The 22,189-nt window shown below is 61.2% G+C and carries 22 protein-coding genes; 9 read left to right on the top strand and 13 right to left on the bottom strand.

Annotation, left to right across the window (positions count from 1 at the left end):
* Positions 1–125 precede the first annotated feature (125 nt).
* From I8E17_RS15320 to I8E17_RS15300, 5 genes are all read left to right on the top strand, one after another.
* A complete protein-coding gene (locus tag I8E17_RS15320; RefSeq protein ID WP_015341499.1) occupies positions 126–476 on the top strand; it encodes a P-II family nitrogen regulator in 351 nt (116 codons plus the stop codon).
* Positions 477–503: 27 nt separating this feature from the next.
* Positions 504–1,871 (top strand): ammonium transporter, encoded by a 1,368-nt coding sequence (locus I8E17_RS15315; protein WP_069614791.1) that lies wholly within the window; start codon positions 504–506, stop codon positions 1,869–1,871.
* Positions 1,872–2,143: 272 nt separating this feature from the next.
* A complete protein-coding gene (locus tag I8E17_RS15310; RefSeq protein WP_069614790.1) occupies positions 2,144–4,813 on the top strand; it encodes a DNA translocase FtsK in 2,670 nt (889 codons plus the stop codon).
* 136 nt (positions 4,814–4,949) lie between these two features.
* Positions 4,950–5,618, top strand: coding sequence for an outer membrane lipoprotein carrier protein LolA (locus I8E17_RS15305; RefSeq protein WP_069614820.1), 669 nt, complete (start codon positions 4,950–4,952; stop codon positions 5,616–5,618).
* Between the two features lie 202 nt (positions 5,619–5,820).
* Positions 5,821–6,624 carry an exodeoxyribonuclease III gene (locus I8E17_RS15300; protein ID WP_069614789.1) on the top strand — a complete coding sequence of 268 codons (804 nt, stop codon included), beginning with the start codon at positions 5,821–5,823 and terminating at the stop codon, positions 6,622–6,624.
* A gap of 117 nt (positions 6,625–6,741) precedes the next feature.
* Here I8E17_RS15300 and I8E17_RS15295 read toward each other — a convergent pair whose 3' ends face one another.
* Both I8E17_RS15295 and I8E17_RS15290 read right to left on the bottom strand, forming a co-directional pair.
* The gene (locus tag I8E17_RS15295; protein ID WP_069614788.1) at positions 6,742–7,197 is read right to left on the bottom strand and encodes a cyclic nucleotide-binding domain-containing protein; all 456 of its coding nucleotides are present in this window, start codon (positions 7,195–7,197) and stop codon (positions 6,742–6,744) included.
* A gap of 7 nt (positions 7,198–7,204) precedes the next feature.
* Positions 7,205–7,888, bottom strand: coding sequence for a response regulator transcription factor (locus I8E17_RS15290; RefSeq protein ID WP_069614787.1), 684 nt, complete (start codon positions 7,886–7,888; stop codon positions 7,205–7,207).
* A 148-nt stretch (positions 7,889–8,036) separates the two neighbouring features.
* Between I8E17_RS15290 and I8E17_RS15285 the strand changes: the two genes are divergently transcribed.
* Together I8E17_RS15285 and I8E17_RS15280 are read left to right on the top strand one after the other, a co-directional pair.
* Positions 8,037–8,585 (top strand): L,D-transpeptidase, encoded by a 549-nt coding sequence (locus I8E17_RS15285; protein ID WP_069614786.1) that lies wholly within the window; start codon positions 8,037–8,039, stop codon positions 8,583–8,585.
* Positions 8,586–8,729: 144 nt separating this feature from the next.
* A complete protein-coding gene (locus I8E17_RS15280; protein ID WP_069614785.1) occupies positions 8,730–9,560 on the top strand; it encodes an aldo/keto reductase in 831 nt (276 codons plus the stop codon).
* Positions 9,561–9,624: 64 nt separating this feature from the next.
* Here I8E17_RS15280 and I8E17_RS15275 read toward each other — a convergent pair whose 3' ends face one another.
* Positions 9,625–11,079, bottom strand: a complete 1,455-nt coding sequence (locus I8E17_RS15275) for an MFS transporter (protein ID WP_069614784.1) — start codon at positions 11,077–11,079, stop codon at positions 9,625–9,627.
* A gap of 138 nt (positions 11,080–11,217) precedes the next feature.
* Here I8E17_RS15275 and I8E17_RS15270 point away from each other — a divergent pair, with 138 nt between their 5' ends.
* A complete protein-coding gene (locus tag I8E17_RS15270) occupies positions 11,218–12,120 on the top strand; it encodes a LysR family transcriptional regulator (RefSeq protein ID WP_113366671.1) in 903 nt (300 codons plus the stop codon).
* Here I8E17_RS15270 and I8E17_RS15265 read toward each other — a convergent pair whose 3' ends face one another.
* Positions 12,121–12,609, bottom strand: coding sequence for a MarR family transcriptional regulator (locus I8E17_RS15265; protein ID WP_069614783.1), 489 nt, complete (start codon positions 12,607–12,609; stop codon positions 12,121–12,123).
* 82 nt (positions 12,610–12,691) lie between these two features.
* Here I8E17_RS15265 and I8E17_RS15260 point away from each other — a divergent pair, with 82 nt between their 5' ends.
* Positions 12,692–13,594 carry an EamA family transporter gene (locus I8E17_RS15260; RefSeq protein ID WP_069614782.1) on the top strand — a complete coding sequence of 301 codons (903 nt, stop codon included), beginning with the start codon at positions 12,692–12,694 and terminating at the stop codon, positions 13,592–13,594.
* 181 nt (positions 13,595–13,775) lie between these two features.
* Here the strand turns inward: I8E17_RS15260 and leuC are convergent, their stop codons facing one another.
* From leuC to ffh, 9 genes are all read right to left on the bottom strand, one after another.
* Positions 13,776–15,185, bottom strand: coding sequence for a 3-isopropylmalate dehydratase large subunit (gene leuC / locus I8E17_RS15255; protein ID WP_069614781.1), 1,410 nt, complete (start codon positions 15,183–15,185; stop codon positions 13,776–13,778).
* Positions 15,186–15,454: 269 nt separating this feature from the next.
* The gene (locus I8E17_RS15250) at positions 15,455–16,333 is read right to left on the bottom strand and encodes an amino acid ABC transporter permease (protein WP_069614780.1); all 879 of its coding nucleotides are present in this window, start codon (positions 16,331–16,333) and stop codon (positions 15,455–15,457) included.
* A 34-nt stretch (positions 16,334–16,367) separates the two neighbouring features.
* Positions 16,368–17,165 (bottom strand): transporter substrate-binding domain-containing protein, encoded by a 798-nt coding sequence (locus I8E17_RS15245; protein ID WP_069614779.1) that lies wholly within the window; start codon positions 17,163–17,165, stop codon positions 16,368–16,370.
* A gap of 327 nt (positions 17,166–17,492) precedes the next feature.
* Entirely contained in the window at positions 17,493–18,029 is a 537-nt protein-coding gene (rplS, locus tag I8E17_RS15240) for a 50S ribosomal protein L19 (RefSeq protein ID WP_069614778.1), read from the bottom strand.
* Positions 18,030–18,298: 269 nt separating this feature from the next.
* A complete protein-coding gene (gene trmD, locus I8E17_RS15235; protein WP_069614777.1) occupies positions 18,299–18,991 on the bottom strand; it encodes a tRNA (guanosine(37)-N1)-methyltransferase TrmD in 693 nt (230 codons plus the stop codon).
* Positions 18,992–19,015: 24 nt separating this feature from the next.
* On the bottom strand, positions 19,016–19,597 hold the full coding sequence (gene rimM, locus I8E17_RS15230) for a ribosome maturation factor RimM (RefSeq protein ID WP_069614818.1): 582 nt from the start codon (positions 19,595–19,597) through the stop codon (positions 19,016–19,018).
* Positions 19,598–19,719: 122 nt separating this feature from the next.
* Positions 19,720–20,079 (bottom strand): 30S ribosomal protein S16, encoded by a 360-nt coding sequence (rpsP, locus tag I8E17_RS15225; RefSeq protein ID WP_069614776.1) that lies wholly within the window; start codon positions 20,077–20,079, stop codon positions 19,720–19,722.
* Between the two features lie 123 nt (positions 20,080–20,202).
* Positions 20,203–20,505, bottom strand: a complete 303-nt coding sequence (locus tag I8E17_RS15220) for a chorismate mutase (protein ID WP_069614775.1) — start codon at positions 20,503–20,505, stop codon at positions 20,203–20,205.
* Positions 20,506–20,521: 16 nt separating this feature from the next.
* On the bottom strand, positions 20,522–22,102 hold the full coding sequence (gene ffh, locus I8E17_RS15215) for a signal recognition particle protein (protein WP_069614774.1): 1,581 nt from the start codon (positions 22,100–22,102) through the stop codon (positions 20,522–20,524).
* Positions 22,103–22,189 lie beyond the last annotated feature (87 nt).

Here is a 22,189-nt window from a genome sequence, read left to right as displayed (position 1 = left end):
TTTTATTTCAACATGTTATAAATGTGTCACGAATCTGGCACGTCCTTTGAATGTATATGGCCAGTCGCTGCAGAAACACTCGTCGGCGGCAAGGAGAGTCGGCTCCGTGCCGAGGCTAACAAAGGATGGGAAACCAGATGAAAATTGTGATGGCCATTATCAAGCCGTTCAAGCTCGATGAGGTCCGTGAGGCCCTCACGGCTGTCGGCATCCAGGGCCTGACTGTGACCGAAGTGAAGGGTTACGGGCGCCAGAAGGGGCATACCGAGATTTATCGCGGCACCGAATATGCCGTCAGCTTCCTGCCGAAGCTGAAGATCGAGGTCGCAGTCGCATCCGAAACCGTTGACAAGGCCGTCGAGGCCATCGCGTCGGCCGCCAAGACCGGCCAGATCGGCGACGGCAAGATCTTTGTCTATTCCATTGACCATGCCGTACGCATCCGTACGGGCGAAACCGATTCAGAAGCGCTGTAAGACACGGCGGATCAGGGAGTTATTTGCATGTCATTTTCTAAGCTTTCCTCCGCCTTGACACGGGTGGGTGCGCTTTCTGCGGCCTTGCTTGCGCCGGCGATCGCCTTTGCGCAGGAGACCGCTCCGGCTGCAGCCGCTGCGACCGCCGCCGCGCCGGTTCCGGACAAGGGCGACACCGCTTTCATGTTCATCTCCACCATCCTCGTGCTCTTCATGCTCGTGCCGGGTCTGGCGCTGTTTTACGGCGGTCTCGTCCGCGCCAAGAACATGCTCTCGGTTCTGATGCAGTGCACGATGATCGGCGCGGTCGTGATGATCCTCTGGGTTCTCTACGGCTATTCCTTCGCCTTCGGCGGCGGCACCAGCCCTTATTGGGGCGGCACGGCCAAGATGTTCCTCTCAGGCGTCTCGACCTCGACCACGGCTGCAACCTTCTCCAAGGGCGTGGTCATCCCTGAATTCATCTTCATGCTGTTCCAGATGACCTTTGCCGCCATTACGCCGGCGCTCATCATCGGCGCCTTTGCCGAGCGCATCAAGTTCGGCGCAGCCGTGCTATTCTGCGCGCTGTGGGCGACCTTCGTCTACTTCCCGATCGCTCACATGGTCTGGGATTCCAACGGCATGCTCTTCAAGATGGGCGCACTCGACTTCGCCGGCGGCACGGTCGTTCACATCAATGCCGGTATTGCAGGCATCGTCGGCGCCATTCTCGTCGGCAAGCGCGTCGGTTTCGGCAAGGATATGATGGCTCCGCACTCCATGACGCTGACCATGGTCGGCGCATCGATGCTCTGGGTCGGCTGGTTCGGCTTCAACGCCGGCTCCAACCTCGAAGCTTCCGGCGGCGCGATGCTCGCAACCGTCAATACCTTCATTGCAACGGCAGCCGCCATCATCTCCTGGTCGCTGGTCGAAACCTTCACCCGCGGCAAGGCCTCCATGCTCGGTGGCGCTTCGGGCATGGTTGCCGGCCTCGTCGCCATCACGCCTGCAGCCGGTATTGCCGGTCCGATGGGCGCGATCGTCATGGGCCTGATCGTCTCGCCGCTCTGCTACTTCTTCGTCTCGGTCGTGAAGAACAAGTTCGGCTATGACGACACGGCTGACGTCTTCGGCGTACACTGCATCGGCGGTATCTTCGGCGCCATCGCAACCGGCATCTTCGCCAGCGCCTCGCTCGGCGGCGTCGGCTATGCCGAAGGTGTCACGATGAGCAGCCAGGTCGTCGTCCAGTTGACCGCCGTCGTCACGACAATCCTGTGGTGCGGCATCGGCTCGGCTATCCTCTATAAGGTCGTCGACGTCATCATCGGCCTGCGCGTCGCTCCGGAAGCAGAACGCGAAGGCCTCGACCTCGCCTCGCACGGCGAAGCCGCCTACCACAATTCCTGATTGGAGCTTGCGAAACCGGAGCAAACTCTCCGGTTTCGCTCAACATCCCGTCGCGTCCTATTTCATCGCAAATAGGCGCCCTTGGCCCGGACCTTGGTTCGGGCCCTTTTCGTTCGTGCACAGCCTTTTTCTTCGGACGACAGGTGATTCATGAGGTTGGCGTGCATGGTTAACATGCCATTAACCCTCCTCTGATTAGGTATGGCTAACCTGCCGGCGAGTGGGCATAGACCGATTCGTTTGCGCTTTGGACAGGAACGGGGCTGGATATCATGGGCAGAAGCAATTCGGCGGCGTTGAGCGGTCGCCCCGACCGTTTATCGCTATCGAGCGTGGTTTGGCGTCAGGTCAAGGGCCTGACAGGTTTCGCGATATTGTTCCTGCTCGCGCTCGCCGTTGCGGCGCTGGCGACCTGGAACGTCATGGACCCCAGCTATTCCTACGCAACTGCCAATGCGCCGACCAACCTGCTCGGCTTTCCCGGCGCCGCCTTTGCCGACATCATGATGCAGTCGTTCGGCCTTGCCTCGATCTTGGCAATGCTACCCGTCGTCGCCTGGGCCTTCGCGCTGATTGCCAACCGCAAGCTTCATCGTGTGCCTTCGCGCCTCGGCGCCTGGTTCGGCGGGTGCATCGTCGCGGCCGGCTCCATCGCCTGCTTCCCGGCGCCACCCACCTGGCCCATCCCGAACGGCATCGGCGGGGTCGTCGGCGATCTTCTTCTGCGTCTTCCAGCCCTCTTCATCGGCACCTATCCGAGCGGCGTCGTCGCCATCATCATCGGTTCGGTCCTCGCCGTTCCGGCCATTTGGCTCATGCTCTTCGCTTCCGGCGTCATCGGCGAAAACCTCGTGGAAGACGAAAGCGATGAGGACGATTACGAGGAAACCCGCAGCCGTGCCCGCCGGGTCGGCGATGAGGACGAGGATGACGACCGTGGCGGTTTCCTCGCCAATTTCATGGCCTATGGTGCGGTTATGCATGCCTGGTACAACACGCAGGCCCGCCTTCGCCGGCTGTTCGGCATGGGGCCGCGCAAGCGCCGCGACCATGCCTTCGATGCGCCTTATGATTTCAACGACGACGAATTCGGTACGCTGAACGAGCCTGTGCGCGCCAAGGCACCCATGGCTCGGGGCGACCGTCTGGAGCCGTCCATGGATGGTCCGGCGCGCCGCGTCGTTTCCGCGCCGTCGATCAGTCTCGGTGACGATGAGGATGAGGACGAGGATTCGATCTATGATCGCGATCCGCGCCGTCCCGCCGATATCCTGCCTGACGATGAGGATGACGAGTGGCCGTTGGCCCCGGCTGCTCCAAAGGGAGCCGCTGCCGGCCATCGCGTCACTCCGGCCGCGCCGCGTCCAAAACCCGGCGCGCGGGCGGAACGCGAGGCGCAGACCTCCTTTATCCGTCCCTATGGCTTCCAGCTCCCCGCCGTCCATCTGCTTGCCGAGCCGAAGGCCGTCGCCCGCGATGCGACGCTCTCGGCCGACGCGCTGGAGCAGAATGCCCGCATGCTCGAAGGCGTGCTCGAGGATTTCGGCGTCAAGGGCGAGATCATCCATGTCCGCCCCGGCCCGGTCGTCACGCTCTACGAGCTGGAGCCGGCGCCCGGCATCAAATCGTCGCGCGTCATCGGCCTTGCCGATGATATCGCCCGTTCGATGAGCGCGATCGCCGCGCGCGTCGCCGTGGTGCCCGGCCGCAACGCCATCGGCATCGAGCTGCCGAACTCGACGCGCGAAACGGTCTATCTGCGCGAGCTCGTCGCCAGCCGCGATTTCGAGACGTCCAAGGCGAAGCTTGCCATGTCGCTCGGCAAGACGATCGGCGGCGAACCCGTGATTGCCGATCTCGCCAAGATGCCGCATCTGCTCGTGGCCGGCACCACCGGCTCGGGTAAATCCGTTGCGATCAACACCATGATCCTGTCGCTGCTCTATCGCATGACGCCGGAGCAGTGCCGCCTGATCATGATCGATCCGAAGATGCTCGAACTCTCCGTCTATGACGGCATTCCGCATCTGCTCTCGCCCGTCGTCACGGATCCGAAGAAAGCCGTCGTTGCGCTCAAATGGACCGTCCGTGAGATGGAAGAGCGCTACAAGAAGATGTCGAAGATCGGCGTGCGCAACATCGACGGCTTCAATACGCGCGTCGAGCAGGCCGTCGCAAAGGGCGAGGCGATCAGCCGGACCGTGCAGACCGGCTTCGATCGCCAGACCGGCGAGGCGATCTACGAGACGGAAGAATTCGACCTGAAGCCGATGCCCTATATCGTCGTCATCATCGACGAAATGGCCGATCTGATGATGGTCGCCGGCAAGGATATCGAAGGCGCCGTGCAGCGTCTGGCGCAGATGGCGCGTGCCGCCGGCATCCATGTCATCATGGCAACGCAGCGTCCATCGGTCGACGTCATCACCGGCACGATCAAGGCGAACTTTCCGACCCGCATCTCCTTCCAGGTGACGTCGAAGATCGACAGCCGCACCATCCTTGGTGAACAGGGTGCCGAACAGCTGCTCGGCATGGGCGACATGCTTTATATGGCCGGCGGCGGGCGTATTCAGCGCGTTCACGGCCCCTTCGTTTCCGATGGCGAGGTGGAGGATATCGTCGCCTATCTGAAGACACAGGGCGCACCGCAATATCTCGATGCCATCACTGCCGATGACGACGAGGATGATGACGGCCACGGTCCGGTCGGCACGTCCAATCTGTCGGATTCAGAAGATCCCTACGATCAGGCGGTTGCGATCGTGCTGCGCGACGGCAAGGCTTCGACCTCCTACATTCAGCGGAGACTGGGCATCGGCTACAATCGCGCGGCGTCGCTGATCGAGCGCATGGAGCAGGAAGGTGTGATCGGCCCGGCCAACCACGCCGGCAAGCGCGAAATTCTCGTTCCGACCGAAGCCGATATTCTCGATCGCTGAGGCAATAAGCCTTTCCGTGTCGCATATCCCGTCTATGTTCAGGGAAATTTGATCGCCGCCCCTTACCGGCCTTGGGTCGTTGCGCCATGAAGACGCCGATTTTGCGCGCCATGGACGAAGCATGAAGGAGAATTCGATGACAAAGTTTGATGCGCAGCCGTCCAGCCGACTGTCCCTGACCCGCCGGCATTTCCTCGGCGCTGCGGTTGCGGTCGGTGCGGCAGGCGCTCTGCCGGTTTTGGCTTTCGCGCAGGCCCAGGCACAGACGCAAACAGCTGCAGCGACCCTCAATCCCGGTATCGCCCAGGCCATTGCCGATCATTTCTCGTCCATCAAGTCGATGAAAGGCGGTTTCCTGCAGATCGGGCCGCGCGGCGATCAGATGAGCGGCGCATTCTTCATCCAGCGGCCCGGCAAGATGCGTTTCAACTACGATCCGCCGTCGCGCATGCGCGTGATCTGTGACGGTAACAACGTACAGGTCATCAACGACCAGACGCAGACGCGAAACATGTATCAGCTGTCGAAGACGCCGCTGAGCCTGCTGCTCGCCAACAAGATCGACCTTTCCGCCGACATGGTGCGCAATGTCGATTCGCAGCCGGATCTGACCAAGATCACGCTTGGCAACCGCACCGTATTCGGCGATTCGACGATCACGATGATCTTCGATTCGAAGAGCTACGACCTGCGCCAATGGACCGTTATCGATCCGCAGGGCAAGACGACCGATGTTATCATCAACAACGTGAAGACGAACGTCGCCTTCGACGACAGCGTTTTCCGCATCGACTATACACGCTGATGGTCGACTCCATCCCGAGCCATAGGTAAGCGGCGAATGGCGCTTTTCTTTCCGCCACAGCCGGTCTAAAGCCTTACGCTGACCGGAGAGACCGGCGATTCATCGAATCGCCGAGTCGCTCCGGCTGTCTGTTTTGACGCAATTCCGGACGGAAAACCGCTGCGCACTTTTCCTCGAATTGCTCCAAGGAAAAGGCTCGGGCATGGGATTTTCGATTGCGACCTGGAACATCAATTCGGTGCGGCTGCGTATGCCGATCGTCGAGCAATTCGTCATGCAGGCCCGGCCCGATATTCTCTGCCTGCAGGAGACCAAGGTTCCGAACGAGCTTTTCCCTCACGCGCCGCTCCGCGCGCTTGGCTATGAGCACATCATCATTCATGGCCAGAAAGGCTATCATGGGGTGGCCATCGCATCGCGTTTCCCGCTCACCGAGGACCATCGCCAGGACTATTGCAATGTCGGCGACAGCAGGCATATCTCGGCCATCTTCGAGCGCGGCGGCCGGCGCATCCGCCTTCATAATTTCTATGTTCCCGCCGGTGGCGACGAGCCGGATCGCGCCATCAATCCGAAATTCGGTCACAAGCTCGATTTCATCGAGGAGATGAAGAAGCTGCATGCCAATGCCGAGCAGAACACCTCTGCGATCCTCGTCGGCGATCTCAATATCGCTCCGCTGGAGCACGACGTCTGGTCGCACAAACAGCTTCTGAAGATCGTCAGCCATACACCTGTGGAAACCGAAGGGCTGCTCGAGGTGATGAAGCGCGGCGCCTGGCTCGACCTGATGCGCCAGCAGGTGCCGGAAAACGAAAAGCTCTATACGTGGTGGAGCTATCGCGCCAAGGATTGGGAGGCTGCCGACCGCGGCCGCCGTCTCGACCATATCTGGTCCTCCTCCGATCTCGGTCCGCATCTGCAGCGCATCGAGATCCTGAAAGCGGCGCGCGGCTGGGACCGCCCGTCCGACCACGTGCCGGTCATAGCGCATTTCAATCTCTGAAGCGGGCTTGAACTTGCTAGAGCGTTTGCGCTTTTCTTTGAATCGCGAAAACGCTCTATCCTTTTGTATTTACGCAATTCCGGACGGAAAGCCGCTTCGCACTTTCCTGGAATTGCTTCAGGAAAAGCGGCCGAGCATTGCGGCCGCCTGCCTGGCAAGGGCGGCGAAGTTTTCGCGGATACGGTTCTGGATCAGCAGGCCGGCGTCTGGGTATTCTTCGATCAGCCGATGAAAGAGGGCGCGGGTGATGCGGATCACGTCGGATTCTTCGGCGGCAACAGCCGTGTATTTCCGCTCCACTAGGGTCACCATCGCCAGTTCCGAAAGCATGGTGCCTGCCTGTACCACCGCTTCCACCTGTTTCTGGCCGTCGGCATCGATGGTGCTGAGCTCGAAACTGCCGCGCGTAATGACATAGGCGCATTCGGCCGGCGATTTTTCCCGGAACAGCGTCTGGCCCTCGTTCACATGGCGGCGATCGGCGCCGAAGGCGATCAGCCGCAGTGGCTCATCGCCCATGCCGTGAAACAGCGGCAGTTGCGACAGCAGTCGGATATCGTCGTTCAGCGCCATCGATCGCCTATGGAATGATCTTGTAGCCGCCGTTTTCCGTGACCAGGATTTCGGCGTTGGAGGGATCGCGCTCGATCTTCTGGCGAAGGCGGTAGACGTGGGTTTCGAGCGTATGAGTGGTCACGCCGGAATTGTAGCCCCAGACCTCTTCAAGAAGGATATCACGGGTGACGACCTTCTGGTCGGCGCGATAGAGATAGCGGATGATGGCGGCTTCCTTTTCCGTCAGGCGGATCTTCTGGCCGTCTTCCGTGGTGAGCAGTTTCTGGCTCGGCTTGAAAAGGTAGCGTCCCACCGTGAAGGTTGCATCCTCGCTCTGCTCGTGCTGGCGCAATTGTGCGCGGATGCGGGCAAGCAGCACGGCGAAGCGGAAGGGCTTCGTCACATAGTCGTTGGCGCCGGCTTCGAGGCCGAGGATAGTGTCGGAATCCGTGTCATGCCCCGTCAGCATGATGATCGGCGGCTTGAAGCCGTTCTTGCGCAACAGCTTCACGGCTTCGCGGCCATCCATATCGGGCAGGCCGACATCCATGATGAGGAGATCGACGGGTACGGTGCGCGCGGTCTGCACGCCTTTTCCGGCGGTCGCCTCCTGCAGGACGTTGAATTCCTCGTAAAGCGATAATTGCTCGACCAACATCTCACGCAGGTCGTTATCATCGTCCACCAGGAGAATGGTGCGTGCGGTCATGCCGTTCGGGTCCTCGTTCTAATCCCACTTAAGTCCTACGCCAAATTGCATTTTTAGCAAGTCGCGACGCGGCTCAGGCTTGGTCGTTTGGTTGAAACTGCTATGATTTCAAATGAAATCACGCGCAAAGCAAAAACATGTGAGGAAAATGCAAAAGACAAGGGCGAGGGCCAGGCGGACCGCTTCGACAATCGTCGTGCGTCCTGCGCCAGGTAAGAAAACGCAGGCGCTGGTACAGGTAGGGAGCGTGACGGTACCGGCAGCGATCGGCCGATCCGGACGCAGCATATTGAAGCACGAAGGAGACGGCGCGACGCCCATCGCGGATATGAAGTTGCTTCACGGTTTCACGCGCGGCGATCGGGTCCGTTTTCTGCGAACGGCCTTGCCGATGCGGCGCATCCGTCATGATATGCTCTGGTGCGACCAACCTGACGATCCCAACTACAACAGGCTGGTGAAGGCTCCTTTCGGGCCTAGCCACGAGGAATTGCGTCGAGGCGACGGCCTCTACGACGTCTGCCTGGTACTCGACTGGAATGTGAGCTCTCGCAGGCGCAACCGCGGCTCAGCGATCTTCTTTCACCTGATCAGGCCGGGATATGAGCCGACGGCCGGGTGCGTTGCCGTGAGCCTGCGCGACATGAAGCGCATCCTGCCATCATTGCGAAGAGGTACGACAGTCCGGGTTGTCTGAAAGGTCGCCCGGGGTTAACATCCCGATATTCACCACTATATGGGATTTCGACCGGTGCGCTTGTGCGGACCAGACTAACCCTTTCCTTTCAGAATTTAAATCACGCCTTCACTCCACCCGCTTCTCATCCTTTGGAGACTTATCGTGACCACGCAACCGACAATCACGTTCAATGACGGCAATTCCATTCCGCAGATTGGCCTCGGCGTCTGGCAGACGCCGGAGGATGTCGCGCCGATGGCCGTCAGCACGGCTTTAAAAGCCGGCTATCGCCATGTCGACACCGCAGCCATCTATGCCAACGAGGATGGCGTCGGCGAAGGCATGCGCCAGTCCGGCGTCGCCCGTGAGGATATCTATCTCACAACCAAGCTCTGGAACGAGGCACAGGGCTTCGATTCCACGCTGAAGGCCTTCGACGAGAGCCTGAAGCGGCTCGGCACTGATTATGTCGATCTTTACCTGATCCATTGGCCGTCGCCGCACCGCAACCGCTACCTCGACACCTGGAAGGCTTTCGTGCGCCTGAAGGAAGAAGGCCGCGCCCGTTCGATCGGCGTTTCCAATTTTGCCGCCGCGCATCTCGAACGTATCATCGGCGAGACCGGCGTGACGCCCGTGCTGAACCAGATCGAGCTGCATCCCACCTTCCAGCAGAAGGAACTGCGTGCCGTTCACGACAAGCTCGGCATCAAGACAGAATCCTGGAGCCCGCTAGGCCAGGGCAAGCTTCTCACCAACGCCGCCATCGGCAAGGTCGCCGCCAAACACAGCCGCACGCCGGCACAGGTCATCATCCGTTGGCATATCGACAACGGCCTGATCGTCATCCCGAAATCGGTGACGCCGAGCCGCATCGAGGAAAACCTCAAGGTTTTCGACTTCAAGCTCGACAGCGAAGACCTGGCCGAGATGGCCAAGCTAGATTCGGCGGGCGGCCGCATCGGGCCGGACCCGCTGACGGCGAGCTTTTGATTTCAGTGATTGCGCTTTTACAAGGCCGGGAGCATTTGCTTCCGGCCTTTTCGCTATGAAGCGATCATAGCGCCTCTTCTGACAGGGATGCCTGCTTAGCATAAGCAAAGCCGGCAAGTGCTATCGCCAAAGTTCCGACGATCAGCAAAGCGGCCACAGCAAAGGTGATTTGCATTCCGCCCGCCACCGCTTGCGGCGCAGCGGTGGTAATGTCCGTGGTTCCCAAGGCCAGCGTGAAGACTGCGCCCATGACGGATGCGCCGGTGATCAGGCCGAGATTTCGCGACAGGTTCAGCATGCCCGATATGACGCCGCGCTGCTCGGGCTGGATATCAGTCATGATCATGGTGTTATTGGCCGCCTGAAACAGCGCGTAGTTTGCCGTGAGGATGGCGATCGGCCCGATATAGCCGGCGGCTCCGAACTTGCCTTGCATGGCCGAGAGCAGGAAGAGGCCGGCTATCATGCCGGCGAGGCCTGCGATCGTCATGCGGTGAGTGCCGAAACGGTCTACGATACGTCCTGCCGGCACGCCCATCAGTGCGGCCACCAGTGGACCCGCCGACATGATGGCGCCGACTTCAGCTGCATCGAAGCCGAGTGCGGAAGAAAGGTAGAAGGGGCCGACCACCAGCGTCGCCATCATCACGGTCGAGACCAATGTGCTCATGGCAAGGCCTGCCGTCAGCGCCGAATCGCGGAACATGGAAAGGCGCAGCAGCGGCGATTTCACCTTGGCTTGCGCAAGCAGAAACAGCGCCGTTCCGATTGCTGTGGCCAGCAGCAGGCCGATATTTACTCTGCCGAAGCTGCCGCGCCCCATGGTCATTGCCAGCGCATAGGCGGCAAGCGTCAGCGCCAGCAGCAGGGTGCCGATCGCATCCGGCCGTCCCTGGGTGGTTTTTGCATTCGGACGATCCGCCGGCAGGAAGCGAGCGGCGAGTAGGACATTCGCAATGCCGAGCGGCACGTTGATCAGGAAGATGGCTTTCCAGCCGAAGCCGGCGATCAAAATGCCGCCGAGCGACGGGCCGAGCGTGGTGCCGATGGCAGACATGGTGCCGAGCAGGCCCATGGCGCTGCCGGTCTTCTCCTTGGGAACGGTTTCGCCAACCATCGCAACAGCGAGTGCCATCATCATCGCTGCGCCCAGGCCCTGAAAAGCTCTGGCGGCAAGCAGGAGCGAAAGCGTCGGCGCTATGCCGCAGAAGAGCGAGGCGAGGGTGAAGAGGCTTGTGCCAGTTAGCAGCAGGCGCCGCCGACCAAAGATATCGCCCAGGCGTCCCACGCTGACGATCAGCGTGGTGATGGCGAGCAGATAGGCAAGCACGATCCATTGCGCCTGCTGGAAAGAGGCGCCGAATGCCTGGGCGAGCGTCGGCAGAGCGATATTGGCAATGCTGATGCCGAGCGACGGCATCAGCATGGAAAGCGAGAGGCTGGCAAGCGCCCAGCGGGTCGAGGAGGGTGTCCGCGCATGTCCGGCTTTGTCCGGTTCTTTGACGATTGGCTTCAACATGAGCTCCTTTTCTGGTGACATCTTAAAAAGTCTCGACGGAAAAGTAGCTGCCGAAGCGGCATGGCGGAATGCGCAGCATTTGCACTTCATTCGTGCGTTTGGCGCTATATGTTATACAAACCGTGCTATGCTCCCCTCATGTCCACGCCTGATCTCAACCTGCTCGTCATTCTCAATGTCCTGCTTGCCGAGGGCAGCGTCGCGCGCGCCGCCCGGCGATTGCGGCTGAGCCCATCGGCGATGAGCCGGCAGCTGGCACGCCTGCGCGAGACGACGGGCGATCCATTGTTGGTCAGGGCCGGGCGAGGGCTGGTGCCGACGCCGCGGGCGCTGGAGCTACGCGAGCGCGTCGGTCATCTGGTTCAGGAGGCGGGAGCGGCCTTGCGGCCCGCCGAAAGCCTCGATCTGAAGCAGCTTGCTCGAATCTTCACGTTGCGCACCCGCGAAGGCTTCGTGGAGAATTTCGGCGCCGAGCTGATCGCACGCATTGCCGAGCAGGCGCCTGGCGTTCGGCTCTACTTCACTCAGAAGCTGGACAAGGACAGCATGCCTCTGCGCGACGGCACGATCGATTTCGAGACCGGCGTGGTGGGAGACGATACTGGTCCAGAACTCAGGACGCAGGCGCTGTTCCGCGACCGCTTCATCGGAGTAGTCCGACACGGGCATCCGTTGAGCGAAGGGGAGATCACCCCGGAGCGTTATGCCGCTGGCCGGCATATTCTCGTTTCGCGGCGTGGCCTGCAGAAGGGGCAGATCGACGAGGCGCTGGAGAAACTAGGGTTGGCGCGGCAGATCGTGACGCTTGTGGGCAGTTTTTCCGCGGCGCTGGCGCTGGCGCGAGCGTCCGACATGATCGTCAGTGTTCCCAGACGGTATACGGGCAATCTGCGTGTCGGCATGCATAGTTTCGCGCTGCCGGTGCCGAAATCCGATGTGACGATCTCGCTGCTCTGGCATCCCCGCATGGATGCGGACCCGGCGCACCGCTGGCTGAGGAGCTGTATTCGCGATGTCTGCGCCGGATCCCGTTGGGAGTAATCAACCGGATTCGAAGTCGGCTAAATAATTGCGCAGCAGGCGGTCAAGAGCCATGCGTTCGCCTTCAGAAAGGGTGGAGATCAGGCGTTTCTGCGTTTCGACATGCGCCGTCACCGCCGCATCGATAAGCTCGAAACCTTTCGGCGTCAGAGATATCAGGAAGCTGCGGCCATCATCCGGGTTCTGGCTACGAGCGACGAGGCCGGCCCTCTCCAACTGATCGATGCGATTGGTCATCGTGCCCGAAGAGACCATCATCGTCTCCGTAAGGTCGCTGGGGGAGAGCGTATAGGGCTCGCCCGAGCGGCGCAGGGTCGCCAGCATATCGAAGTTTGCCGCGTTCAGACCGAATCGGCCGAAGGTCTTCTCCATCTCGCGCGAGAGATGGAGCGCGAGATTGCGCAGGCGCCCAAACAGGCCCATGGCCGTGGTATCGAGATCCGGTCGTTCGCGGCGCCATTGGGTGAGAATTTTGTCGATGCGATCCATGCCGGAACTTCGCCATGAATTTATCTTGACGTCAAGATATTTCAGATTATCTTGAGGTCAAGATAAATTCGAGTCCAAGATCATGAACCGCAATCTCGACCTGTTGCTGACCGCCATCGCGCCGGCGATCTGGGGCAGCACCTATCTGGTAACGACGCAACTGCTGCCAGCGGGCTATCCCCTCACGGTCGCCATGCTGCGCGCCCTGCCGGCCGGGCTGCTGCTGCTTGTGATCGTGCGGCGGCTGCCACGCGGGATCTGGTGGTTGAAAACGCTGGTCCTCGGCGCACTGAACTTCTCCGTCTTCTGGTGGCTGCTGTTCATTTCGGCGTATCGCCTGCCCGGTGGCGTGGCCGCGACGGTCGGTGCCGTCCAGCCGCTGATCGTCATCGTGCTGGCGCGCTTGCTGCTGGGATCGCCGATCCGCGGCCTTTCGATTGTTGCCGCCATTGCCGGCATCGGCGGTGTTGCGCTGCTGATTCTGACGCCGAATGCGACGCTCGATCCGATCGGCATCGCTGCGGGCATCGGCGGTGCTTTTTCCATGGCGGCGGGCACCGTGCTCAGCCGCCGCTGGCGGCCCGATGTCTCGCCGCTGACCTTTACGGCATGGCAGCTGACGGCCGGCGGCATGCTGTTGCTGCCGGTGGCGCTGCTGCTGGAGCCGCCACTACCGCATCTGACCGGCGCAAACATCCTTGGCTTCGCCTATCTCGGCCTGATCGGCGCAGCACTCACCTATATTCTCTGGTTTCGGGGTCTGTCGCGGCTCGAGCCCTCGATGGTCTCGCCGCTCGGCTTCCTCAGCCCGGCGACGGCGGTGATCCTGGGGTGGGCCGTGCTCGGCCAGCAGCTGAGCCCGATGCAGATCTTCGGTATTGTCGTCGTGCTCGGCAGCGTCTGGCTCAGCCAGCGGGCGCAGCAGGCGCCTACGGCTCAAACTCCTTCTCCCCTCGGGGAGAAGGTGGCCCGAAGGGTCGGATGAGGGGGTGACGGGTTGCATTCAGGGGCTTTCGTGCTCTTGGCAAGCACCCCTCATCCGCCTGACGGCACGTCTCCCCCTGGGGAGAAGGAGTGCGCGGCACCGACTCACCTCATATGCGACTGCCTATAAGTGAAAAGGGCGGCCACCTGGCCGCCCTTTCCTATTCACGCCTTCGAGCAGATCATTTCCACTCGCGGATATCGACGAAGTGGCCGGCGATCGCGGCGGCGGCGGCCATAGCCGGCGAAACCAGATGCGTGCGGCCCTTGAAGCCCTGGCGGCCTTCGAAGTTGCGGTTCGAGGTTGAAGCGCAGCGCTCGCCCGGCTTCAGGCGGTCGTCGTTCATGGCGAGGCACATGGAACAGCCAGGCTCGCGCCAATCGAAACCGGCAGCCTTGAAGATCTTGTCGAGACCTTCAGCTTCCGCCTGTTCCTTCACGAGGCCGGAGCCCGGAACGATCATGGCGTCGACGGTCGAAGCCACCGTCTTGCCTTCGACAACCTTGGCGACGGCGCGCAGGTCTTCGATGCGGCCGTTGGTGCAGGAGCCGATGAAGACGCGATCGATGTTGATCTCGGTCATCGGCGTGCCCGGCTTCAGGCCCATATAGTCGAGCGCACGCCACTTGGAAGCGCGCTTGGTTTCGTCCTGGATCTCATCCGGGTTCGGAACGATACCCTGAATGGAGATGACGTCCTCCGGCGAGGAGCCCCAGGAAACGATCGGCGGCAGGTTGGCGGCATCAAGCTTGACGATGCGGTCGTAATGTGCGCCCTCATCCGACTTCAGCGTCTTCCAGTAGGCGATTGCCTGCTCCAGCGCCTCGCCCTTCGGCGCGCGCGGCTTGCCCTTGATATATTCGAAGGTGACCTCGTCCGGAGCGATCAGGCCGGCGCGGGCGCCGCCTTCGATCGACATGTTGCAGATGGTCATGCGGCCTTCCATCGACAGCGAGCGGATGGCTTCGCCGGCATATTCGATGACGTAGCCGGTGCCGCCTGCGGTGCCGATTTCACCGATGATGGCGAGGATGATGTCCTTGGCGGTGACGCCGGGCGGCAGCTGGCCGTCGACCTGCACCAGCATGTTCTTGGCCTTCTTCTGGATCAGCGTCTGCGTGGCGAGCACATGCTCGACCTCGGAGGTGCCGATACCATGGGCGAGCGAGCCGAAGGCGCCGTGGGTCGAGGTGTGGCTGTCACCGCAGACGATGGTCATGCCGGGCAAGGTGAAGCCCTGCTCGGGGCCAATGATGTGGACGATGCCCTGACGCTTGTCGTTCTCTGAGTAGTATTCCACGCCGAATTCGGCGGCATTCTTGGCAAGCTGCTCGACCTGGATGCGGCTTTCCTCGTTCTTGATGCCGAGGTGGCGATCCGGCGAGGTCGGCACGTTATGGTCGACGACGGCCAGCGTCTTCTGCGGCGCGTGAACCTTGCGGCCGGACATGCGCAGACCTTCGAAAGCCTGCGGCGACGTCACCTCGTGAACGAGATGACGGTCGATATAGAGAAGACAGGTGCCGTCGTCTTGGGCGTCGACCAGATGGTCATCCCAGATTTTGTCGTACAGTGTGCGTGGAGCGCTCATGGCTACAAATCCATATTGGCATTATCGAAGATGGGGGGTGACGGATCAGGACCGCCGGCCTCGGGTGTGATCAGCGAAGTCGGCTGTTGAGCGCGCCCGAAATCATCGCAAAGAAACGTGCCGGCAGGCGCTTGTGGTCCTGCAGCACGAAAGCCGTGACGCAACGTCCGTCTTTGCTCATGATCTTACTCATGGCCATGCTCATATCAATTTTCAAAACCTTCGGCAATGGCGACGATAGGCAGTATCGGTACGGTCGCCTTTGGCCATCACACCTGCGCGCCGGGTGGCTGGCCCGCCGCCAGACGGGGGAAGGCGGAGCGGTCGCTGCCGGAGCGGCGGCGCATCCAGGCTTCGAGTTGCCTGAGCAGCAGCGAGAGACCGATCGTCAGCAGCAGATAGATGAAGGCGAGGATCGACAGCGTTTCGAAGTAGCGGAAATTTGCCGAGTAATAGAGCTTGGCGAGCTGGCTGATATCGGCGACGCCGAGCACGGACACGAGCGAACTGTCCTTCACCATGGCGATGAAATCGTTCGACAGCGGCGGCAGGATGACGCGGATCGCCTGGGGGAAGACGACAAGCCGGAAGCGCTGGAAGCGGCTGAGGCCCAAGGCCTTTGCCGCTTCGATCTGGCCCTGGTCGACCGCCTGGATGCCGGCGCGGAAGATCTCGGCGATGAAGGAGGAATAGGCGATGGTCAGCGCGATGATCGTGCGCCAGACGAAGGGCACGTCGCGGGTGATGAGCGGGCTTGTCCAGCCGGCGGAGGCCAGCGGCGACGTGACGAAGTTATAGACGGCGACGAAGGCCGGCGTGCCGACGAATGCGATGTAGGAAAGCAGCACCAGTATCGGGATGCCGCGCACGATCTCGATATAGAAGCGCGCCACCTGCCGCAGCACGAGGAAATCCGACAGGCCGAGCAGCGCCAGCGCCAGGCCGAGCAGCATGGCCAGCGTAAAGGCGACCAGCGTCACGAAGACCGTGACGCCGATGCCATTCAGCAGAAGAGAGAAAATCTGGGCATAGAGGCCGTTCGCCGCAATTGCGAATGAGGCGGCGATGCCGAGGATAGCGAGGGCGACCAGCCACCAGGGAAAGTCATCCTTGCCGCGGTGCCCGCCCGGACCTGCCAAAGGTGCCATCAGAGCGGGCTTCCAATATATCGATCTTCAGAGCTCATTGGCCCATCTTGTAGTCGAGGAACCACTTCTTGTTCAGCGCGTCGAGCGTGCCGTCGGCCTTGAGGCTGGCGATGGCGGCATTGATCGGGGCGACGAGATCGGAACCCTTCTGGAAGATAAAGCCGAAATCCTCGGTGCCGAGCGGGCCGCCGACCAGCTTCAGGTCGCCATTGGAGGCATCGACATAGCCCTTGCCGGCGGTGCCATCGGTCAGCACCATGTCGACGTCTCCCGTCTTCAGTGCCTGCACTGTCGCACCGAAGGTTTCGAAGGTCTTGATGCGCGGGTTCTGCTCGTTGCCGTCGAGGACTTCATAGACGGCGGTGTAGAAGGGGGTCGTGCCCGGCTGCGCGCCGATCAGGGCCTCCTTGACCGCGGCGAAGCTCTTGGCATCGGTGAAGCGCTTCTCGTCGCCACGCACGAGCATGAACTGCTGCGAGCGCATATAGGGATCAGAGAAATCGACCTTCTGCTTGCGGTCTTCCTTGATGGTGATGCCGGTCATGCCGATGTTGTATTGGCCTTCGGAAACGGCCTGGATCATCGCGTCCCAGCTGGTGTTCTGGTACTCGACCTTGAAGTTCAGACGCTTGGCGATCTCGTTCATCGCGTCATATTCCCAGCCGATCGCCTTGTTCGTTTTAGGATCGATGAACTGCAGCGGCGGATAGGCATTTTCGGTGACGACGACGACGGTCCTGCCGTTCAGGTTCGGCAGATCGGCGGCGAAGGCAGCGAAAGGTGCAAGCACGAGGGCGCCAAGGCCCAAAAGGAACGAACGACGGAATGCCATGAAAATCTCCCCGATTAGAGCATGATGCCGAAAAGTGTCAGCGGTTTTCGGACGACATCATGCTCTCCCTATTTGATTCTGGCGCGCGCGGATTCAGATTTCAGGTCGATTCGACCTGAAATCATCCGACGCCAGGCTGGCGGAAAACTGTCATATTTGGAAAGCTGCTGGCAAGGCCGTTGCCGTGGCTGCAATCAGAAAAATGGAAAAGCAACTCTAAAACAGGCGGCTGACGGAGAAATTTCCGTTTGTCGGACGCCGACGGCTGGAAGCAAAAAGGCGACCCGAGGGCCGCCTTCAAGCTTTGCGATCCGTATGGAGCGAAACTTATTCTGCTGCCGGTTCGGCTGCAGCAGCAGCTTCTGCAGCTGCCTTTGCTTCTGCGGCTTCGGCTGCTGCCTTCTCGGCTGCGAGCGCCTGGGCAGCTGCAACCTTCTCGGCTTCGATGCGTGCCTTCTCATCGGCCAGAGCCTGACGCTCGGCATCGTTGAGCTTGCGGGCGCGGGTGCCGGTGTTTTCGACGATACGGGCAGCCTTACCGCGCAGGTCGCGCAGGTAGTAGAGCTTGGCGCGACGGACCTTACCGCGGCGAACGACTTCGACGCTTTCGATCATCGGCGAGTAAACCGGGAACACGCGCTCGACGCCTTCGCCGTAGGAGATCTTGCGAACCGTGAAGTTTTCCTGCAGACCGCCGCCGGAGCGAGCGATGCAAACGCCTTCATAGGCCTGAACGCGGGTACGGTTGCCTTCCGTGACCTTCACGTTGACGCGAACGGTGTCGCCAGCGGAAAATTCGGGAAGCGTGCGCTTGGCTTCGATCTTGGCAGCCTGTTCGGCTTCCAACTGCTGAATGATGTTCATAGTATCAACCTCGTTGTTGCTTCAACAGCCAGAGCGCTCATCATTCTATCTTTGGTCGGACCCGGAGATCACGCCTCGGATATATGCCCGTTCAGGCAGGAGCGAATACGTCTGCTTTTCTTTACTGGTTGATGGGAAATTTCCCATGCCGGGCGCGCACATACCCTATTGTCACGCCTTTGTCACCCCTTGCGGCTGAATTAAGTGGCGATTGGCGCCAGTTTTGCGGCGCGCTTGAACCAATGTCGCTCATCCAGCCGGTGTTGTCGTTACTTTTTCCGCAATTCCTCCAGCAAATCCGGCCGCCGCTCTTTCGTCAGCTTCTCAGCCTGCTCCCTCTGCCATTTGGCGATCGCCGCGTGGTTGCCAGAGGTGAGGATGGCGGGGATCTCGCGGCCTTCCCAGATTTGCGGGCGGGTATAATGCGGGTGCTCCAGCAAGCCGCCTTCGAAGCTTTCGTGCAGGCCGGAGAGGTCGTTGCCCATGACGCCAGGCAGGATGCGGACGATCGCATCGAGCAGGATGAGGGCAGCCGGTTCGCCGCCGGAGAGGATATAGTCGCCGATCGAGACCTCCTCGAGGCTACGACCTTCGATGACGCGCTGGTCGACGCCTTCGAAGCGGCCGCAGATGATGATGACGCCATCGCCGCCTGCAAGCTCGCGCACGCGCTCTTGCGTCAGCGGCTTGCCGCGCGGGCTCATCAGCAGGCGGGGGCGGCTGTCGTTTTCGCTGGCATGGTCGATTGCGCGGGCAAGCACGTCAGGCTTCAGCACCATGCCGGCGCCGCCGCCGGCCGGCGTGTCGTCGACGGTGCGGTGCTTGTCGGTGGCGAAATCACGGATCTGCACGGTGTCCAGCGACCATTGCCCGCGTTCCATCGCCTTGCCGGCAAGCGACGTGCCGAGATGGCCGGGAAACATCTCGGGATAGAGCGTCAGGATAGTCGCCCGAAAACTCATGGCGCGGTCACTTCCCAATAAGGATCACTTCTTCGGCTTGCCTTGGGGCTTCTCCGGCTTTGCCGGCTTGCCGATAAGATCGTCGGGGTTGTCGATCAAGCCGGCGGCCAGCGGGTCGATTAAAATCTTGCCGCCTTCGAGATCGATTTCGAGCACGGCGGCTTCGGAAAAGGGGATCAGAACGGGCCGCTTGCCCGGCCCCTTCAGCTCCAGCAGGTCGCCCGCACCGAAATCATAGATGCCGCTGACGGTGCCGTAGCCGGTGCCCTGGTCGTCGACGGCTTCCAGCCCTTCGAGATCGGTGTAGAAGAATTCGTCGTCGTCGAGCTCGTCATCCGGTAGGTTGTCGCGCTCGATATAGAGTTCCAGCCCGTTTAGCGCTTCGGCGGCATTGCGGTCGTTGATGCCGCGGAAACGCACGATGACGACATTCTTGGCCTCGCGGATTTCCAGAACTTCGAAGCTGCGGCCATCCATGCTGTGCAGGTGGCCGTAATCGCCAAGCGCGGTCGGATCGGATGTATAGGCGCGGGCACGCACCTCGCCCCTCAGGCCCTGTGCGGCGCCGATGGTGGCCATCAATACCGGATTTTGCAGTTTCGTCATGGTCTCTTCGCCGATTGCCGGGATCAATTGCGTTCTCTCATAGGCTGAACATTTGCCGATGGGAAACAAAAAACGGGCGGCATGTCGCCATGCCACCCGTTTTCAATCAATGCGGGGTCCGATTACTCGGAAGCAGCGGCAGCGTCAGCGGCCTTCTGTGCCTTTTCGGCAGCGCGCTCCTGAGCCTTCTTGCCCGGCTTTGCCTTTTCCGGGTTGTTCTTGGCTTCGCGCTTTGCGATGCCGGCTTCGTTGAGGAAGCGCAGAACGCGGTCGGTCGGCTGTGCGCCGTGGTCGAGCCAGTGTTTGATGCGTTCGACCTTCAGTTCAACGCGCTTGGCGTCGTCCTTGGCAAGCATCGGGTTCCAGGAGCCGAGGGTCTCCAGGAAACGGCCGTCGCGCGGCGAGCGAGCGTCGGCTACGACAACGTGGTAGTACGGGCGCTTCTTGGAGCCACCGCGGGCGAGACGAATTTTCAGTGCCATGTTCATTCTCCTTAGGCTTTTCTTGACCGCTTCGTTGTGCGGTATGGTTACGTCGCGCTGCTTTTTTCTTGCTGCGTGATCCCCTGAAAACGTCCTGCGTTTTCGGGATCATGCGGCCAGGGGTTACCCTTTGAAATCCGCAGCGATCTGTTCATGATGCCGGATGACTTCCTTGATGACGAAGTTCAAGAACTTCTCGGCGAAATCCGGGTCCAGATTGGCGTCCTTTGCCAGGCGGCGCAGACGCTCGATCTGAAATTCTTCGCGCGCCGGGTCGGCCGGCGGCAGGTCGTACTTGGCCTTCAGCACGCCGACCTCTTTGGTGCAGCGGAAGCGCTCGGCCAGCATGTGCACCAGTGCAGCATCGATATTGTCGATCGACTGGCGGTATTTGCCCAGCTGGGCTTTGACGTCTGGATCAATCATGGGTCAGCGATCCCTCTCACTTCTTCTTCGGCAAACCGGGAAGGCCCGGGAAACCACCGCCAAGGCCAGGCAGCTTGGCGCCACCGAGGCCCGGCAAACCGCCCCCGCCGCCAAGGCCAGGCAAACCACCCGGCAGGCCGCCGGGACGGCCGAGGCCGGCTGCTTCGGCCTGCTTCTGCAGAGCTTCGAGCTGCTTGGGGTCCATGTTCGACAGGTCGGGCATCCCGCCCATACCGCCGCCGAGGCCCATTTTGCCGGCAAGGCCGCCCATCAGCTGCTTCATCATGCCGCCTTTGCCCTTGCCGCCCATCATCTTCATCATGTCCGCCATCTGGCGGTGCATCTTCAGAAGCTTGTTGATGTCGGAGGCATCGGTGCCGGAACCGGCGGCGATGCGCTTCTTGCGGGAATGCTTGAGAAGATCCGGATTGGCGCGCTCGGCCTTGGTCATCGAGGAGATGATGGCAAGCTGGCGCTTGAACAGGCGGTCGTCGAGGCCGGCGGCAGCCATCTTGTCCTTCATGCCGGACATGCCGGGCATCAGGCCCATGATGCCGCCCATGCCGCCCATCTTCTGCATCTGCTGGAGCTGATCGGCGAGATCGTTGAGGTCGAACTTGCCCTTGGCCATCTTGGCGGCCATGGCGGCCGCCTTCTCGGCGTCGATATTCTCCGCCGCCTTCTCGACGAGCGAGACGATGTCGCCCATGCCGAGGATGCGGTCGGCGATACGGCGGGGGTGGAATTCCTCCAGCTCACCCATCTTTTCGCCGACGCCGATCAGCTTGATCGGTTTGCCGGTCACGGCGCGCATCGAAAGAGCGGCACCACCGCGGCCGTCGCCGTCCATGCGGGTCAGCACGAGGCCGGTAATGCCGACGCGTTCGTCGAAATTGCGGGCGAGGTTGACGGCGTCCTGGCCGGTCAAGCTATCGGCGACCAGCAGGATTTCGTGCGGATTGGATTTCTTCTTGATATCCGCCATCTCGACCATGAGCGGCTCGTCGATATGCGTACGGCCGGCGGTGTCGAGGATGACGACGTCATGGCCGCCGAGCTTGGCGGCCTGCACGGCGCGTGCGGCAATATCGGTCGGCGACTGGCCCGCGATGATCGGCAGCGTGTCGATACCGGTCTGGACGCCGAGCTGGCGCAGCTGCTCCTGCGCGGCCGGACGGCGCGTATCGAGCGAGGCCATCAGGACCTTCTTGCGGTCGCGGCTGGTCAGGCGATTGGCGATCTTGGCCGTCGTGGTGGTCTTACCCGAGCCCTGCAGGCCGACCATCATGACGACGACCGGCGCCGGGGCATTCAGGTCGATGCCGACACCTTCGCCGCCGAGCATCTCGATCAGCTCGTCATGGACGATCTTGACGACCATCTGGCCGGGCTTGATCGACTTCAGGATCTCGGCGCCGACGGCTTTTTCACGGACGCGATCGGTAAAGGAGCGCACGACGTCAAGCGCCACGTCGGCTTCGAGCAGCGCGCGGCGAACCTCGCGCAGTGCTGCGGAAACATCGGCTTCCGAAAGCGCGCCGCGGCCTGTCAGTCCATTCAGAATGGAACCAAGACGGTCCTGGAGGTTTTCAAACATCGTTTCTTCCTTATCGATCGCTTGGGATTTGGACTTGGCGCAAGTTTGCGCGGTTCCTCGCCCGAAAACGTCGTGCTTTTCCATGAC

This window comes from Rhizobium sp. AB2/73, from assembly GCF_020871915.1.
Taxonomy (GTDB): domain Bacteria; phylum Pseudomonadota; class Alphaproteobacteria; order Rhizobiales; family Rhizobiaceae; genus Rhizobium; species Rhizobium dioscoreae.
The sequence above is the reverse complement of the archived record's forward strand: the minus strand, read 5'-3'. Positions and strand labels throughout refer to the sequence as shown.